Raw genomic sequence first — 15,905 nt, 5'->3', positions numbered from 1 at the left:
TCATCACTGAATCGGAACTTCGCTTATATCCTTGGTGTTGGTGATCGTACGGTACTCGCCGCTGTCAGCCTCGGCGGCAAATATTTCATCTGCGCCGTCGATGCCCATGGTTCCGAGAAAAGGACTGCCAATAGCATAACCGGCGGAAAAGCTCGTTGCCTTCGGCGGCAGTTGCTTCAGCGGAATCTTGGCGCCATCGACGAGCCGATACATCTTGACTTTGGCCTTTGCGTAAGGGTACACACCAGCGTTGATTCCCTGGGCCAGAATCAGATGCGTATATCGACGGGGAGGCAGTCTGTAGATATAGCTGCCGTCGGCAGGTCCGGCTAGAAAAGTGGTGTCAGCGCCGAAATCGCTCTGCGGCGTGCCGTTGTCTTTTGCTACATGCGCCGCTTGCGATCCGTACGCCCCGTGGTTGTAGTAGACACGCTTGTCGTCGACGAACGCAGTACCGTACTTCTGAGAGTCCACCAGCACGGGAGCCGGCACACCGGAAGCCGCTGTCTTGGACATCGAATACAGTTCATAACGGAGTTCGGACGTCGTCGGGTCCAGTACGGTATGGGAGAAGATCAGATTCTTTTCACTTAGAACTCCGGTGAAAAGGTCGAAGCCTCTAACTTCGTTAAGGTACTCCTTGGTCTTATACATATTTACCGGTGCAGAACTGCCATCCATCGCCGTCCTCCAAAAGGACCTCTTTTTGGAGTCTGTATTGTCCTCGTACCAAAACAGTTCTTGGCCGTCGTTGACGCTAGAAGCGAAGCGGTACTCGCTGGGTAACGTCCTGAGCGGCTCTCCGATGAGCTTGCCATTGGTTTTGATCCGCCTCAGATCGCTGTTGATCAGGACCACGCTCTCACCGTTGGGCCTTGTGGCCGCGTAGGCGAACCGAGTTACATCGGAGGCGATCTCGACGGACGTCATAAAATCCGAAGCGTAGTAGCGCAGGTCATTGCCGGGTTTTGACAGCAAGCCATAATACCGGCTGTTCTTGTCGTAGATTGGATAAACCAAGGTACTCCAGATCGACGTAACGGTAGGCGCCTGCGTCGGGGCATCATCCAGACGGATCATTCTCGCGTACTCGTTCGCGCAACTGCCCGTAGGCCCCGGCACCTGGTACAACAATGCGGAATGCTGAGGAGCGAGCGGATCCGTGGTGATCACGGCAGTGGGGCAATACACAGAAGCCGAACTGGGGGCCACAACGCTCTCGCTGGAAATCTGTATCGGCGTCAGCGAGGCGCTCTTGCGCAGATCAAGGCGATACCATTTGCCGCCGGTGGCATACACCACCGCGTAGGGTCGCACATCGCTGGGTCCGTCCTCGCCGAGTGTGCCACCATAGACCAGCTTCGCCTGAGTTATGACGTGGCTGGTATCCAGTATCTGCTGGATGTTGCTGAAATCTTCGCTGTCGACGACCTGTAGACCATAGCCATCCGAACCGCCGACTTTCGCGTGCATGAACGGCATGTAGTAGTCGCGCGTCGATGCCGCTGCGGGAGCTGGTCCGCCTAGCCACAAAAAGGCAGCTATCAGCAAGAAAACCTGCTTGAGTCGATCCATCGCCTACCCCCCCGATTTTGGGTGCGCTGCACTTTCCGGCAATGCCCCCGCGCTAGCACGGCACAGCTTCCCTTCACGGCGTGCCAATGTAGTATTGCTCTGCAGCCATTTTTTTACCATGACGGTTCTGTGACGAAAGCCGTCATAATTGCCTCGCCCCAGCAGTACAGAACTATTTCGAGGAGTGGGCCGATGCAGAAGATCATGGCGAGCGCCGCGGCGCTGGCGGTGTTGTCGCTGGCCGCCTGTGGCGGCTCCGGCTCGCCCGATGCCGGTGACAAATCCGGTGGCGAGACGCCGACCTGTACCAGCCCGAGCCCGGCGAGCGTGACCAGCGGCTCGCTGCTGATCAACAGCCCGTCCGACGTCGATCCGAGCGCCGATCCGGCGGCGACGACGACGATCTTCTACACCGTGCTGACGCCGCCGCGCTGCCCCGGCGCGAGCTATCCGCTGGTGCTGCACAGCCACGGCTACGGCGGCTCCAAGCTGACCGCGCTCGCCGCCAATGGCGATCTGCAGCCGACGATGCCGCACTTCGGGTCGATCGACGCGCTGGCGCAAGCGCTGCCGTATCACGGCTACGTCGTCATCAGCTTCGACGAGCGCGGCCACGGCGAATCCACCAATGCCAACGCGCGGCTGATCGATCCGGCGCTGGAAACCCAGGACGCGCGCGCGCTGCTGGACTGGGCCTACGACCACGCCGACGACTACGGTATCCAGCGCGAAACCGGCACCGGCATCGCCAAGGATCTCAAGGTCGGCACGCTCGGCTACAGCTACGGCGGCGGCTACCAGATGCCGCTGGCTGCGTTGGATGCGCGCATCGACACCATCGTGCCCAATGGCACCTGGCACGGCCTGATCTACAGCCTGCTGCCGGGCGATTCGGTGAAGCTCGGCTTCGGCGGCCTGCTCGGATTGCTGGCCACCATCGGCGGCGTCAGCAACACGCCGATCGTGCAGACCGCGATCAACACCATCGGCGTCACCGGCGCGCAGGCCTACAACGTGCGCTCGCGCGCCGATCTGGCTGCGGCGGTCGGCAAGAGCAATGCGCGGCCGCGCCCAGTGACCGAGGCGGAGATGATTGCGCTGTTCGACACGCACGGCATGAGCTACTTCCGTCGCCAGCAGAAAGCCGGCAACAGCTGGGGCTTCGGCGAAAAGTCGGCGAAGCTGCGCAAGGTTCCGGCGCTGTTCCTGCAGGGCAATCGCGACGTGCTGTTCAACCTCACCGAAGCCTACTGGAATCGCCGCTATTTCAGCGAAGCCGGCGGCGACGTGCGCCTGATCAGCACCGAAGGCGGCCACATGAATCCGCTCGCCAACCAGACCGAGGGCACCGCCAACTGCGGCGGCGTGATCGGCGTCGAGGCGGTGCTGGGCTGGTTCGACCACTACCTGAAAGGCGTCGGCTCGACGGCCTACGACGCGCTGCCGAAAATCTGCATCTCGGTCGCCGACACCAGCGGAGCGCCCGACGTGCCGGCGGCCGGCCTGATCGTCGACGAGTTCCCGGTCGGCTCGCTCAGCGGCAACGGCGCGGTGCCAGCCAAGCTGGAGACCGCGACCGCCGATGTCGCCGCGTTTGCGATCGCGCCGACCTTCGTGCCGGTGACGACCATCAGCGGCAACGACAAGGTCCTCGCCGGTGCGCCGACGCTGGCCCGCATCGTGATCACGCGCGGCTCGCCTGTGTTGCCCAATCAGAGCACCAATGGCTTCGTCGGCGTCGGCATCGTCCGCGACGGCAAGACGATCCTGGTCGACGACCAGCTGACGCCGTTCACCGAAGGCGAGCACCACAACAACCGCAACATCGAAGAGGACGACCGCATCCTGTTGCCCGCGGTCGGCGAGCAGCTCAAGGACGGCGACCAGGTCGGCCTGCTGTTTTATCCGCAGCACGTGCAGTACGCGGCGATCGTCAGCGGCGAAGGCCTCGCCGGCATCACCGGCATCATCACCTACCTCAGCGGCATTCCGATCCCGCCGATCACCTCGTCGCTGGAGCCGGTGCTGGGCCTGATCTATCTCAACCCGTACAGCGCCGCAGTGAGCGACGTGCAGCTGCCGATCCTGGTGCCGGGTACCTACTCGGGCAGCAGGTTGAGCCAGTAGGTTCTCGTCCGTCCCGCACAGGCGGGAATCCAGCGCGGCGCAAACCTCGCTGGATTCCCGTTTTCGCCGCAATGAACGGCCAGGCCAGTGGCATACAATCGGCGCCCGGACATCGGACAGCCCTACGCATGAGCCACGACGCGCCCTACGAAATCCACATGTACGCAGCGGTCGCCCGCATGGGCGCCGACGGCCGTTATCCGGCCGGCGAGCAGCATCCGCTGCTGGTGTTCCTGAAGCAGGCACCGGACTCCGAGCACGACTTCGACGCCGCGGCGGACGTGGCGCTACGCAATGGCTGGGTGGACGCGGATTTCACCAAGGCCGGCACCCTGCCCGCGGATGCCGGCGAGAACCATGTCGAGCCGTTTCACGGCTGCTACATGGCCGCGGTCCGCGACGGTGATGCGATCCTGGTTTACGACACGCCGGTCAAGGAAGCGCCGCCGAAGAACAAGCCGGCGAATCCCGAACCGGGTGTGCACTGAAGCGATCCTTTCACCCCGTTCGTCCCGAGTAGCCTCGCTTGCGAGGCGCATCGAGGGAGCCGACAAAGAGTGCCGCCGCCTCGCTCGATACGCGGGCTCAAGCCACTACCCGGGACGAACGGAATTCAGTGAAGGCCGCGATGAAACCTAAGCCGCCTGCTGCAGCCTGCGCTGCGATTCGTAGCCGCGATTGTCGTCATGCATCCAGATCGTGCCGCAGGCCAGGCACTGGTAGGACGGCATCAGGCTGATCCTGCCGGACGCGCGATAAGCGCTGTACGGGAACACGATGCGCTCCAGGCAACTCGGAATGCATTTATCGGTTTGACTGTATTGCATCGGAGAACAGCCGGCGCAGTTGCTCATGTCTCGCTCCATTGGTACACGTCGATGGAGCCAGATCCTTTGGCGTCGGCCCCCTGTTGCGACAAATTAGTGCGTAACCGCTGAACGCAAAGTTAGCCGCCGCTTTCCACGGCCGACATCTTGGTGCAGGGCTTAGACAAGACTTCGCCGATGCACCACCGCGAACCGCTCGTGGGCATTTTCGATGCCGAGGTCAGCGTTCAGCGTGCCCCCTCTACAGTGCGCGCGCATCGATCGCAGTCCGCGATCGCATCCCAAGGAGACGCCATGAACAGCACCCAGGCCAAAGCCGAAGCCCAGAAGACTCTCGACGAGGCTCAGCACAGCGCTGCCGCCGACAAGGCCAAGGGCCAGGGCAAGCAGCTGCTCGGCAACATCAAGCAGCAGGTCGGCAAACTGATCGGCGACGAAGAGCTGCAAGCCAAGGGCGCGGTGCAGCGTGCCGACGGCAAGAAGGACGAAATCAAGGGCAACATCAAAGAGAAGATCGAAGACGTCAAGGACACGCTCAAGGCCGGCGCCGAAGTGATCAAGGAGCAGTTCCAGAACGCCAAGAAGTAAAGCAAGTTCCGGATAGCGCCGGCGCAAGCCTGGGCCGAAGCTGCGTGGCATCACGCCGCTGCGGTCCAGGAGTCTTAGATGCAGCTTTCCAGCGACACGCTCACGGAACTCGATCAACACGGCTGGGCGCTACTACCGCGGTTGCTGGCTGGCGACGAATGCGTCGCCATCAGCGGACTCTACTCGGCGGACTCGGGCTTTCGCAGCCGCGTGGTGATGGCGCGCCACGGCTTCGGTCGTGGCGAATATCGCTACTTCGACTATCCGTTGCCGCAGCGAATTCAGCAGTTGCGCGGCGCCTTCTACACGGCACTGGTGCCGCTGGCCAATGCCTGGCACGAGCGCATGGGCCTGGCGACGCGCTTCCCCGCCGACCATCGCGAGTTCATCGAGCGCTGTCATCAGGCCGGGCAGCGGCGGCCGACGCCGCTGCTGCTGCAGTACGGCGCCGGCGACTACAACTGCCTGCACCAGGATCTGTACGGCGAGCAGGTGTTTCCGCTGCAGCTCGCGGTGCTGCTGTCCGAGCCAGGCGAGGATTTCGACGGCGGCGAGTTCGTGATGACCGAGCAGCGGCCGCGGATGCAGTCGCGCGTACAGGTGGTGCCGCTGCGGCGCGGCGACGCGGTGATCTTCGCGGTCAACAGCCGACCGCAGCGTGGCTCGCGCGGCGACTACCGCGTACAACTGCGTCATGGCGTCAGCGCCGTGCGCCGCGGCCGGCGTCACACGCTCGGCATCATCTTTCACGACGCGCTCTGAAACACGATTGAATTGGGCTTAGCATGGCGCTTTCCGTCGCAAGGAAGGCCCGATGAGCCTGCAAACGCTGCTGGGTATCGAGCTGCCGGTGATCCAGGCGCCGATGGCCGGCGTGCAATCGAGCGCGATGACGGTCGCCGTGTCGCAGGCCGGCGGCCTCGGTTCGCTGCCCTGCGCGATGCTCGGTCTGGATGCGCTGCGCGCCGAGCTGGCGGCGATCACCTCGCAGACCACCCGACCCTACAATCTGAACTTCTTTGCGCACACCGCGCCGCTCGCCGATCCGGCTCGCGAAACGCAGTGGCGCGCAACACTGGCGCCGTATTACCGCGAATTCGGCATCGACACGGCCCGCATCGCGGCCGGCGCGCCGCGCCATCCGTTCAACGCCGACTACGCGGCGCTGCTGGCCGAGTTCAAGCCACCGGTGGTCAGCTTCCACTTCGGCCTGCCGTCGCCGGAACTGCTGACGACGATCAAAAGCTGGGGCACGAAAGTCCTGTCGTCGGCGACCACCGTCGATGAAGCCTTGTGGCTGCAGCAGCGCGGCGTCGACGCGATCATCGCGCAAGGCATCGAGGCCGGCGGCCATCGCGGCCTGTTTCTTTCCGACGATCTGAGCACGCAGGTCGGCAGCTTCGCCTTGCTGCCGCAGATCGTGCGCGCGGTGAATCTGCCGGTGATCGCGGCCGGCGGTATCGCCGATCGCGCCGGCGTGGCGGCGGCGATGTCGCTGGGTGCGGCCGGCGTGCAGATCGGCACGGCTTACCTGCTGTGCGACGAGGCCACGACCAGCGCGGTGCATCGCGCCGCCCTGCAAAGCGAAGCCGCGCGGCATACCGCGCTGACCAACGTCTTCACCGGCCGCCCGGCGCGCGGCATCGTCAACCGGGTGATGCGCGAGCTGGGGGCGATGAATTCGCAAGCGCCGGAATTCCCGCTGGCGACGACCGCGATCACGCCGCTGCGCGCGAAGGCCGAGAGCCAGGGCAGCGGTGATTTTTCGCCGCTGTGGGCGGGGCAGAACGTCAGCGGCTGCAAGGCGGTTTCGGCGGCGGTGCTGACGCGGGAGCTGGCCGGGGTTTCAACAGCGAACCTGTAGGAGCGGGCTTGCCCGCGACCCTGCAATCTCACAGTCGCGGGCAAGCCCGCTCCTACAGATGTCGTATCAAACGGTCCACGACGCCGGCGCATCCGCATCGATGCCGTACTTGCGGATCGCATCGCGCAGCAGCGGCTTCGCCACCGCCTGCAACGCCGCCAGCACGATCTGATATCGATCGACCTCGAAGAAGCGGCGCAAGGCACTGCGTGTATCGCTGCGGCCGAAGCCATCGGTGCCCAGCGCGATGAAACGGGCTTCGACGTACGAGGCGATCAGCTGCGGATAAGCGCGCATGTAATCGGTCGCGGCGACGATAGGCGCGGCGCCGGCAAGACATCGCTCGACATGACTGACGCGAGCCTCGCCCTCCGGATGCAGGCGATTGTGCCGCTCGCATTCGCGCGCATCGCGCGCCAGCTCGGTGAAGCTGGTCGCGCTCCAGATTTCGCTGGCGATGTTCCAGTCTTTCGCGAGCAGTTCCGCGGCCGCGATCACTTCGGGAAAGATCGCGCCGGAGCCGAGCAGGCGCAGGCTCGCGGCCGGCTGCTTCAGGCTGTGGCCGCCAAAGCGGTACAGCCCCTTGATCACGTCGTCGGCGACACCTTCAGGCAACGAAGGCTGCGCGTAATTCTCGTTCATCACCGTCAGGTAATAAAACACGTCCTGCTGCCGCTCGAACATTGCACGCATGCCGTGGTCGACGATCACCGCGAGTTCGCAGGCGAAAGCCGGATCGTAGGCGCGGCAGTTCGGGATCGCGGCCGCGGCCAGATGGCTCTGGCCGTCCTGATGCTGCAGGCCTTCGCCGCCGAGCGTGGTGCGGCCCGCGGTCGCGCCAATGAGAAACCCGCGCGTGCGCTGATCCGCCGCCGCCCAGATCAGATCGCCGACACGCTGGAAGCCGAACATCGAGTAGTAGATGTAGAACGGCAGCATCGCCACGCCATGCACGCTGTACGAGGTGCCGGCCGCGATCCATGACGACAGCGCGCCGGCCTCGGTGATGCCCTCTTCCAGGATCTGGCCGTCGGTGGCCTCCTTGTAGTACAGCATCGACGCCGAATCCTCGGGCTCGTAGAGCTGGCCGACTGGAGAGTAGATGCCGACCTGGCGGAACAGGTTGGCCATGCCGAAGGTGCGCGCCTCGTCGGCGACGATGGGCACGATGCGCGCGCCGAGGTGCTTGTCCTTGAGCAGGCCGCCGAGCATGCGCACGACCGCCATCGTCGTCGACATTTCCTTGTTGTCGGCCTGCAGTGCAAAGCCGGCGTAGCTTGAAAGCGGTGGCACGATCAAGGCGTCGGCCTGGCGACGCCGCGACGGCAGCGCGCCGCCGAGCGCGCTGCGGCGCTCGCGCAGATAGTGCATTTCCGCGCTGTTTTCGGCCGGTTTGTAGAAGCGCAGATGTTCGAGATCGTCGTCGCTGAGCGGAAGACGGAAGCGATCGCGGAAACCGCGCAGGCCGTCGACGTCGAGCTTCTTGGTCTGGTGCGAGGTCATCCGCGACTCGCCGGCCGTGCCCATGCCGTAACCCTTCTTGGTCTTGGCCAGGATCACGGTCGGCGCGCCCTTGTGCGCGCGCGCCGCGGCGAAGGCCGCATGCAGCTTGCGCAGGTCGTGGCCGCCGCGCTTGAGCGCGTCGACTTCGGCGTCGCTCATGTGCGCCACCAGCGCGCGCACCTGCGGGTCCTCGTTGAAGAAGTTGGCCATGTTGTAGGCGCCGTCGTTGGCGCCCAGCGTCTGGTACTTGCCGTCGACGGTGTCGGCGAACAGCCGCAGCAGCGCGTGGTCGTGGTCGCGCGCGAACAGCGCGTCCCAGTCCGAACCCCACAGCACCTTGATCACGTTCCAGCCGGCGCCGGTGAACAGCGCCTCGAACTCCTGTATCACCTGGCCGTTGCCGCGCACCGGGCCGTCGAGCCGCTGCAGGTTGCAGTTGATGACGAAGGTCAGATTGTCGAGCTTCTCGCGCGCCGCGAGCGTCAGCGCCGCGACCGATTCCGGCTCGTCCATCTCGCCGTCGCCGAACACGCCCCAGACCCGGCGCTGATCGGTCTGCGCCAGGCCGCGCTGCGCCAGATAGCGCAGAAAGCGCGCCTGGTAGACCGAGTTGATCGGCCCCAGCCCCATCGAGCCGGTCGGGAACTGCCAGAAGTCCGGCATCAGCCACGGGTGCGGATACGAGCAAAGCCCCTTGCCGCCGGTCTCCTGCCGATAGTGCGCGATGCGCTCTTCGGACAGGCGGCCTTCGAGGAAGGCGCGCGCATAGACGCCGGGCGCCGAATGCGGCTGGAAATAAACCAGGTCGGCGCCCTGCTCGGCTTCGGGGCCGCGGAAGAAATGCTGGAAGCCGACTTCGAAGATCTCGGCCGCCGAGGCATAACTGGCGACGTGGCCGCCGAGATCGCCGTAAGCCTGGTTGGCGCGCGCGACCATGGCCAGCGCGTTCCAGCGCATGATCGCCGTCAGCCGCTCCTCGATCGCCAGGTCGCCCGGATAGGCGCCCTGCTGGTCCAGTGGGATCGTGTTGCGATAGGCCGAGTACGGCTGCGCGTAGCCGGGCACACCGAGGTGGCGCGCCTCTTCCTCGAGCCGCTGCAGCAGGTAGCGCGCGCGCGGATTGCCACCGGCGCGGAGCGCCGCATGCAGCGCGTCGAGCCAGTCGCGGGTTTCCTGCGGGTCGATGTCCGCGCTGCCGCGCGGCTTCTGGGGACTACCGGCGTCTTCCGCCATGGATGGCTCTCGGGCAATCAAACGAGTCAGCGCGAACTGTACCCGGCGCGCGTGCCGAATGATGCCGGTGGAATGCCCGGAATCGGGCATGAAGGCTTGAAGCGAGCTCCGTCTCGGTGCATAGTCAGCGGCATGTCGGACAGGGAACGTCCATCCGATGACAGGGAGCGTCAGGATCGAGCCCGCGGCCAAGCCGCACACAAAGGCACGCCGAGCACCCGAACGCTGCAAATGCTGGGGTGCCCGCACGATCCCGAGGTGCAGGCACCCCTTTTTTTGACTTAATTTTTTGATTCATTTTCCCCCTCTACCGCGTGCGGGAGAGGGGTTCTGAGTCAACTCCCGCAGCCGCCGATCTCGAAGCTCTGCGTGACGCCGCTGTAAGCCCCGTCCGCCGACGCGCCCTCATGTCGTATCCGATACGTGCCCGGCCGCGTCCCCGCCGGCACCTTCCACTCGACCAGCGCCAGGTTGGCGCGGCCCTCGGCACCGCTCTGGTAGGTGAAATAGGTCGACCAGTCGTCGTCGGTCGCGACCAGGTCCCAACGGTCGCCGTTCTTGCGCTCGACGTAGACGTAGCTGGCGCCGCGGCGCAGGTCGCGGCGCGGGTGGCCGGCGTAGAAGCTGGCGCTGATCGTGGTGCGCTCGGTGTTGCTCAGCGTGTAGCTCGCCTGCGGCTGCACCGCGACATCGCCGAAGGCCTTGCCCGACGGCGGCGTGCCGTCGCTGACGCTGGGGAAATGCCGCAGGATCGGCGTGTGGTCGGTGAAGCTCGCCGCCGCATAGGGGCTGGCCGGCGCCGTGCCGTCGCGCAGATGGCCGGCCAGGCGCACGAACTCCTGCAGCACCGCGTCCTGCGACCACGGCCCGAATACCGTCGACGCGCCTTCGTAATCCTGCTGCGAGTATTCCTCGCGCGTGGTCAGGTAATGGATGTAGGTGTTGGACAGGCCGGAGATCACCGCGTAGTCGATACCGGCGTCCTGCAGCTTGTCGAGCACCGCCTCGCGCAGCCGGCGACCGGCGACCGTCGTGGTCTCCCAGGGCACCGAGACGATCGCCAGGTTGCCCAGCGCGATGATCTGGATCGGGATCACGTAGGGCTGCAGCTCCAGCACCGGCAGGTTCAGCGGGGCAACCACCAGCGGGATCGCGATCGGCTTTTCCTGCTGGCAGGAATAGCCCAGCGCCGCGTAGGCGACGTTGTAGCAGCCGATCGGCTGCACCAGCGTCGACGGCAAGGCGCCGTCGAACAGCGGGCCGATCGTGTCCTGCAGGTACTGGCTGATGTAGTCGGCGGTGTCGGTGCTGATCGGGCAGGCCGCGCCTTCGGTGAACGGGCCGCGGCCGTCTTCGGCGCCGGCGGCGAAGGAGATGCCCAGCGCCGGTTCACAGGTGCGCTGCACGCCGACCTGCGGCATCAGCCCGTCGGCATAAGTCTTCGGCGCTTCGACGATGACGCTGCTCATGTCCAGCGCCAGGTGCACCGCCCGCACCTCACCGTGCAGCTTTTCGCTGGCCTGGTCCCATAGCGCCCTGGCGCCGTGATACTGCTTGTAGCCGGCGATCTGCGCGCTCTCGAAATCGTCGCGACCGCCGCCGCGCGCGAACCAGGCGTCGGTGTCGCGGCTGTGCAGCTCGGCCTCGTTCAAATACAACATGTAGGGGTTGGGCGAGGCATCGCCTTCGTCACTCTGGAAAAAGCCGGCGACGAAGGCGCCGGCGCTGCTGCCGCCCTGCGGGAAGTCCTGGCTGAAACGCCGCGCCGCATAGCCCTTGTTGTCCGAGGACAGCAGCTTGTAGGTCTGGCCGATCGAGGTGCCGTGCACCGAGAACCAGTTGATCATGCCCACCGGCGTGCCGTCGTCGCGTTGCAGCTTCAGCAGCGTCATCCAGCGATTGGTCTGCACGTCGCGGCCTTTGGTATCCGCAAAGCGCGCGCGCTCTTCGGCCGGGTTGAGTTCGAAAGCGTCGGGCGAGCGGTTGAAGTTCGCGTCCAGCACTTCGTTCATCGCGATCTTCACGCTCGCCGTCGGCGCCGCAATCATGTTGCGATGCGCCTGCAGCAGCGCGTCGTAGACGCCGTCGACGAGCGACTGGTAGGCCTGCTGGTCGAGGCCGAAAGCGAACACGTTGACCAGGTCGTAGTGCGACTGGCCGCCGGAGCTGGAATGCGTATGCGTCGCCGAAACCAGGATGTTGTCGATGTTCCAGTAGTCGGCCAGATGGTCCTCGGTGTTGGCGGCGATCTTCGCCAGCACGCCGAACTTGATCGAGTCGAAGGCCAGGCCGTTTTCGATGGTGATCAGCATCGCGCGGCCCTGGCGGCCGCCGCAGTCGGACTCGAATGCGAAGGCGCGCGCGTACTCGCGCGTGTGCAGGCCCTCGGAAACCTGGCCAGGATCGGCGTAGCCGAGCAGCTCTTCGCCGGAAGCCGGGCCGCTGATATCGCCGGTGCCGGCGCCGTAGCGGAAGCGCGTGTTGTCGGCGCAGTCGCCGCCGTTGAGCACCGCGTCGGCGGCGCGCGCGGCCTTGCGCGCGCGGTAGTGGCGGGTGTCGGCCAGCGGCGCATCCGGCTCGTCGCGCTTGACCGCGAGCATCTGCTCGCCGGTCAGCTCGGCGGCCTGGCACATCGCGTCCTTGCCACCGGCGTCCGGCGACGAGGCGCTGCAGCCCGCCAGCACCGCGCTGATCAACATCAAGGCCCACTGCGGTTTCGGCATGTTCTCTCCCTCAAGCTTTGACATCGCAAACACTCCCCGTTCGTCGCGAGTAGCCGCGCAGCGGCGTATCGAGGGACTCGTGCCGGCCCCTCGATACGCGCCTTCGGCGCTACTCGGGACGAACGGAGAGCCGTTCCGTCGGCTTTTCCGGCGCCATCTTGACCGCGGCTTTCCGGAGCATTTACTGTGCCGACCAGTCGGTACAGTAAATCAAGCAGGCCCATGTCGGCAAAACCTTCCATCGCGGCACTCAAACCGGTCGCCCCCGAACCCGTCCGGGCCGCGCGCGGCCGGCCCAGTTCGCGTGAAACCATGCTCGACGCGGCGGTCGCGGTCGCGCTGGAACAGGGCGCCGGCAGGCTGACGCTGGACGCGGTGGCCAAGCGCGCCGGCGCCAGCAAGGGCGGCGTGATGTACAACTTCCCGACCAAGGAAGCGCTGCTCGAAGCCCTGCTCGAGCGCCTGACCTCGCACAACCGCGCCGCCAGCGAGGCGCTCGCCGCCGAGCTGCCGGACGAGCCCGGCCGCGCGCTGAAAGCCTATGTGATGAACTCGGTGCGCGAACCCGACGAGGACGACCGCGTCTCCGGCGCGCTGGTGGCCGTGGTCAACGGCAGCCCCGAGCTGATGCAGCGCGTCGCCGCTTATTTCGCCCGGCGCTTCGAAGTCATTTCCAGCGACGTCGGCTTCGACCGCGCCGCCCTCACACACGTGGCCACCGAGGGTCTGTGGCTGATGGAGCTGTTTCAGGTGTCGCCATTCAATGCCGTGCAGCGAGCCCGCGTGGTGCAGCTGCTGACCGAACTCGCGTCGACGGAGACGCCGCCGCATGTCGCGCCCTGAGTCCGGCCCTCTTGTCGCGGCATCGTTCGCCGACGACGACGCCTATTACCAGCGCCTCAAGCGCGCGCTCGCCGGTCGCAGCCTGCCCATGATGCTGCTCGACCTCGACCGGCTCGAAGCCAATGCGCACGCGATGCTGCTGCGCGCCGGCCGTCTGCCGATCCGGCTCGGCACCAAGTCGATCCGCTGCATCGAGGTGCTGCGCCGGGTGATGGCGCTGTCGCCGCAGTTCCAGGGCCTGCTGTGCTTCAGTGCGCGCGAAGCCGACTGGCTGGCGCGCGAGGGCTTCGACGATCTGCTGATCGCGTATCCGACGATCGATCCGCTGGAGCTGTCGCATGCAGCCGACGCGCTGCGCCGCGGCAGCCGGCTCACCTTGACGGTCGACAGCATCGAGCAGTGCACGCTGCTGGCCGCTCAGGCGCGCGCGCATGGCGTGCGCTTCCGGCTGAGCCTGGATCTGGACATGTCCAGCAGCGTGCCGGGCCTGTGGTTCGGCGTGCGCCGCTCGCCGATTCGCGATGCGGCCGCGGCTCTGGAGGTGGCGAACTTCATCAAGGCCAACGCCGACACGCTGCAGCTGGTCGGCCTGATGGGCTACGAAGGCCAGATCGCCGGCCTGCAGGATCGTGTGCCCGGCGGCGGCGCGCGCAATCTGATGGTGCGCGTGCTCAAGCGCCGCTCGCTGCGCGAGATTCACGCGCGTCGCCAGGCAGTCGTCGACGCGCTCGAAAACGCTGGATTTGCGCTGGAATTCGTCAACGGCGGCGGCACCGGCAGTCTCGAGGACACCGCCGCGGATCGCAGCGTCACCGAGGCCGCGGCCGGCTCCGGGCTCTATGCGCCGGGCCTGTTCGACTACTTCGGCCACTTCCGTCATCAGGCCGCAGTGTTCTTCGCCTTGCCGGTGGTACGCCGGCCCGCTCCGGGCATCGTCACCTGCACCGGCGGCGGCTACATCGGCTCCGGCCCGGCCGGCGCGGATCGCCTGCCGCGGCCGTTCCTGCCGGCCGGCATGAAGCTGCTCGACCTGGAGGGCGCCGGCGAAGTGCAGACGCCGTTGAGCCTGCCGCCGGGCCTGAATCCGGCGCTGGGCGATCCGCTGTTCTTCCGTCATGCCAAGGCTGGCGAACTCGCCGAGCGTTTCGAACGCGTGCTGCTGCTTCGCGGCGAACAGATCGTCGGCGACGTGCCGACTTACCGTGGTCAACACCAGAGCTTCTTCTGATGCCCGACGATATCGCGCCCTCGCCCGCCCCTGCTTCCGCCAGCGCCACCGCAGCCGTCACCACCCGAGCTTCGAGTCCCGTCATGAGCACGACGAACCCCCATACCAAACCCTGGCGCAACTGGTCCGGCGCGGTGCGCTTCACGCCGCGCAACTTCGCCAAGCCGCATTCGATACCGCAGCTGCAAAGCCTGGTGCGCGAGGTCGGCGCGCGCAACGGCCAGCTGCGCGTGGTCGGCAGCGGCCACTCGTTCACGCCGCTGGTGCAGACGCCGGACACGCTGGTCAGCCTCGAAAACCTCAGCGGCATCGAGAGTGTCGACGGCCATATCGGCCACATCTACGCCGGCACCTCGCTCAAACCGCTGGGCATCGAGCTGGCCAGGCGTGGCTTTGGCATGACCAATCTCGGCGACATCAACAAGCAGGCGCTGGCCGGCGCGGTGTCCACCGGCACGCATGGCACCGGCGCCAGCCTGGGCTCGATTTCGACCCAGATCCGCGGCATGGATCTGGTGCTCGCCAGCGGCGAGGCGATCCATTGCTCGGCCACCGAAAACGCCGAGATCTTCGACGCCGCGCGCGTCTGCGTCGGCGCGCTCGGCGTGATCGCCAAGCTGGATATCGAGCTGCAGCCGGCGTATCGCCTGAAGCTGATCAAGCGCGCGATGGACCTGGACGACTGCCTGGCACAGGCGCCGGATCTGGCGCGTCTTTATCGCCACTTCGAGTTCTACTGGATCCCGCATACGCGCCGCACCCTGGTCAAGCTGATGGACTGGACCGCCGAGCCCGAGTCCGCACGCGGCATGACCACGGCCGCCGAGCTGCTGATCGAGAACGGCGCTTTCGGCGTGGCCTCGCGCCTGGCGCGAATGAATCCGGACTGGGCGCCCGGCATCGCCCGCTTCATCGGCAACGTCACCAAGAGCGACGAGAGCACGATGGTGGCCGACTGCCATCGCGCGTTCTCGACCACGCGCCTGGTGCGCTTTCAGGAAATGGAGTACGAGCTTCCGGTCGAGCGCGGCCCGGACGCGCTGCGCGAACTCGCCGAGCACATCCAGCGCAAGCAAGTGCGGGTGCATTTTCCGGTCGAATACCGCTACGTCGCCGCCGACGATATCTGGCTGTCGCCGTTCTATCAGCGCGACGCGGTCGCGATCTCGGTGCATCAGTACGTCGGCATGGCGCACCAGGAATATTTCGCCGCGGCCGAAGCGATTTTCCGCAATCACGGCGGCCGCCCGCACTGGGGCAAGATGCACAATCTGGCCGAGCGCGAGCTGTCCGAACTGTATCCGCGCTGGAACGATTTCCAGCGCGTGCGCAAGCAGCTCGATCCCAAGGGCATGTTCAGCAACGCGCTGCTGCGGCGCTGGTTCGGGGACTGA

The 15,905-nt window shown here is 65.9% G+C and carries 12 protein-coding genes; 8 read left to right on the top strand and 4 right to left on the bottom strand.

Translation table 11 applies throughout. From position 1 onward, the window contains the following. Positions 1-3 precede the first annotated feature (3 nt). A complete protein-coding gene (locus tag ACQZF9_RS04085) occupies positions 4-1,575 on the bottom strand; it encodes a hypothetical protein (RefSeq protein WP_428311992.1) in 1,572 nt (523 codons plus the stop codon). A gap of 192 nt (positions 1,576-1,767) precedes the next feature. Here ACQZF9_RS04085 and ACQZF9_RS04080 point away from each other — a divergent pair, with 192 nt between their 5' ends. Next, positions 1,768-3,702, top strand: a complete 1,935-nt coding sequence (locus ACQZF9_RS04080; protein ID WP_428311991.1) for a CocE/NonD family hydrolase — start codon at positions 1,768-1,770, stop codon at positions 3,700-3,702. Between the two features lie 128 nt (positions 3,703-3,830). Continuing rightward, positions 3,831-4,190 carry a hypothetical protein gene (locus ACQZF9_RS04075; protein ID WP_428311990.1) on the top strand — a complete coding sequence of 120 codons (360 nt, stop codon included), beginning with the start codon at positions 3,831-3,833 and terminating at the stop codon, positions 4,188-4,190. A gap of 147 nt (positions 4,191-4,337) precedes the next feature. On the opposite strand, the gene ACQZF9_RS04070 is transcribed toward ACQZF9_RS04075, so the two are convergent. After that, on the bottom strand, positions 4,338-4,556 hold the full coding sequence (locus ACQZF9_RS04070; RefSeq protein WP_428311989.1) for a hypothetical protein: 219 nt from the start codon (positions 4,554-4,556) through the stop codon (positions 4,338-4,340). Positions 4,557-4,823: 267 nt separating this feature from the next. On the opposite strand from ACQZF9_RS04070, the gene ACQZF9_RS04065 reads away from it, so the two are divergent. The 3 genes from ACQZF9_RS04065 to ACQZF9_RS04055 all read left to right on the top strand — a co-directional run bounded on the left by ACQZF9_RS04065 (position 4,824) and on the right by ACQZF9_RS04055 (position 6,981). Further along, complete coding sequence (locus ACQZF9_RS04065) at positions 4,824-5,117, top strand: CsbD family protein (RefSeq protein ID WP_428311988.1); 294 nt, start codon at positions 4,824-4,826, stop codon at positions 5,115-5,117. A gap of 78 nt (positions 5,118-5,195) precedes the next feature. Further along, the gene (locus tag ACQZF9_RS04060) at positions 5,196-5,879 is read left to right on the top strand and encodes a 2OG-Fe(II) oxygenase (protein ID WP_428311987.1); all 684 of its coding nucleotides are present in this window, start codon (positions 5,196-5,198) and stop codon (positions 5,877-5,879) included. A 52-nt stretch (positions 5,880-5,931) separates the two neighbouring features. Further along, positions 5,932-6,981 carry an NAD(P)H-dependent flavin oxidoreductase gene (locus tag ACQZF9_RS04055; protein ID WP_428311986.1) on the top strand — a complete coding sequence of 350 codons (1,050 nt, stop codon included), beginning with the start codon at positions 5,932-5,934 and terminating at the stop codon, positions 6,979-6,981. Between the two features lie 66 nt (positions 6,982-7,047). On the opposite strand, the gene mdeB is transcribed toward ACQZF9_RS04055, so the two are convergent. Together mdeB and ACQZF9_RS04045 are read right to left on the bottom strand one after the other, a co-directional pair. Beyond that, positions 7,048-9,717, bottom strand: coding sequence for an alpha-ketoglutarate dehydrogenase (mdeB, locus tag ACQZF9_RS04050; protein ID WP_428311985.1), 2,670 nt, complete (start codon positions 9,715-9,717; stop codon positions 7,048-7,050). A 335-nt stretch (positions 9,718-10,052) separates the two neighbouring features. Continuing rightward, a complete protein-coding gene (locus ACQZF9_RS04045) occupies positions 10,053-12,440 on the bottom strand; it encodes a neutral/alkaline non-lysosomal ceramidase N-terminal domain-containing protein (RefSeq protein WP_428311984.1) in 2,388 nt (795 codons plus the stop codon). A gap of 312 nt (positions 12,441-12,752) precedes the next feature. On the opposite strand from ACQZF9_RS04045, the gene ACQZF9_RS04040 reads away from it, so the two are divergent. The 3 genes from ACQZF9_RS04040 to ACQZF9_RS04030 all read left to right on the top strand — a co-directional run bounded on the left by ACQZF9_RS04040 (position 12,753) and on the right by ACQZF9_RS04030 (position 15,905). Beyond that, on the top strand, positions 12,753-13,283 hold the full coding sequence (locus tag ACQZF9_RS04040; protein WP_428311983.1) for a TetR/AcrR family transcriptional regulator: 531 nt from the start codon (positions 12,753-12,755) through the stop codon (positions 13,281-13,283). Next, the gene (locus tag ACQZF9_RS04035) at positions 13,270-14,511 is read left to right on the top strand and encodes an amino acid deaminase/aldolase (RefSeq protein ID WP_428311982.1); all 1,242 of its coding nucleotides are present in this window, start codon (positions 13,270-13,272) and stop codon (positions 14,509-14,511) included. The genes ACQZF9_RS04040 and ACQZF9_RS04035 overlap by 14 nt, the downstream gene beginning before the upstream one ends. An 83-nt stretch (positions 14,512-14,594) precedes the next feature. Further along, on the top strand, positions 14,595-15,905 hold the full coding sequence (locus ACQZF9_RS04030) for a D-arabinono-1,4-lactone oxidase (protein ID WP_428311981.1): 1,311 nt from the start codon (positions 14,595-14,597) through the stop codon (positions 15,903-15,905).

It is taken from the genome of Hydrocarboniphaga sp. (assembly GCF_965279055.1).
In the GTDB taxonomy this organism is placed as follows: Bacteria; Pseudomonadota; Gammaproteobacteria; order Nevskiales; family Nevskiaceae; genus Hydrocarboniphaga.
The sequence above is the reverse complement of the archived record's forward strand: the minus strand, read 5'-3'. Positions and strand labels throughout refer to the sequence as shown.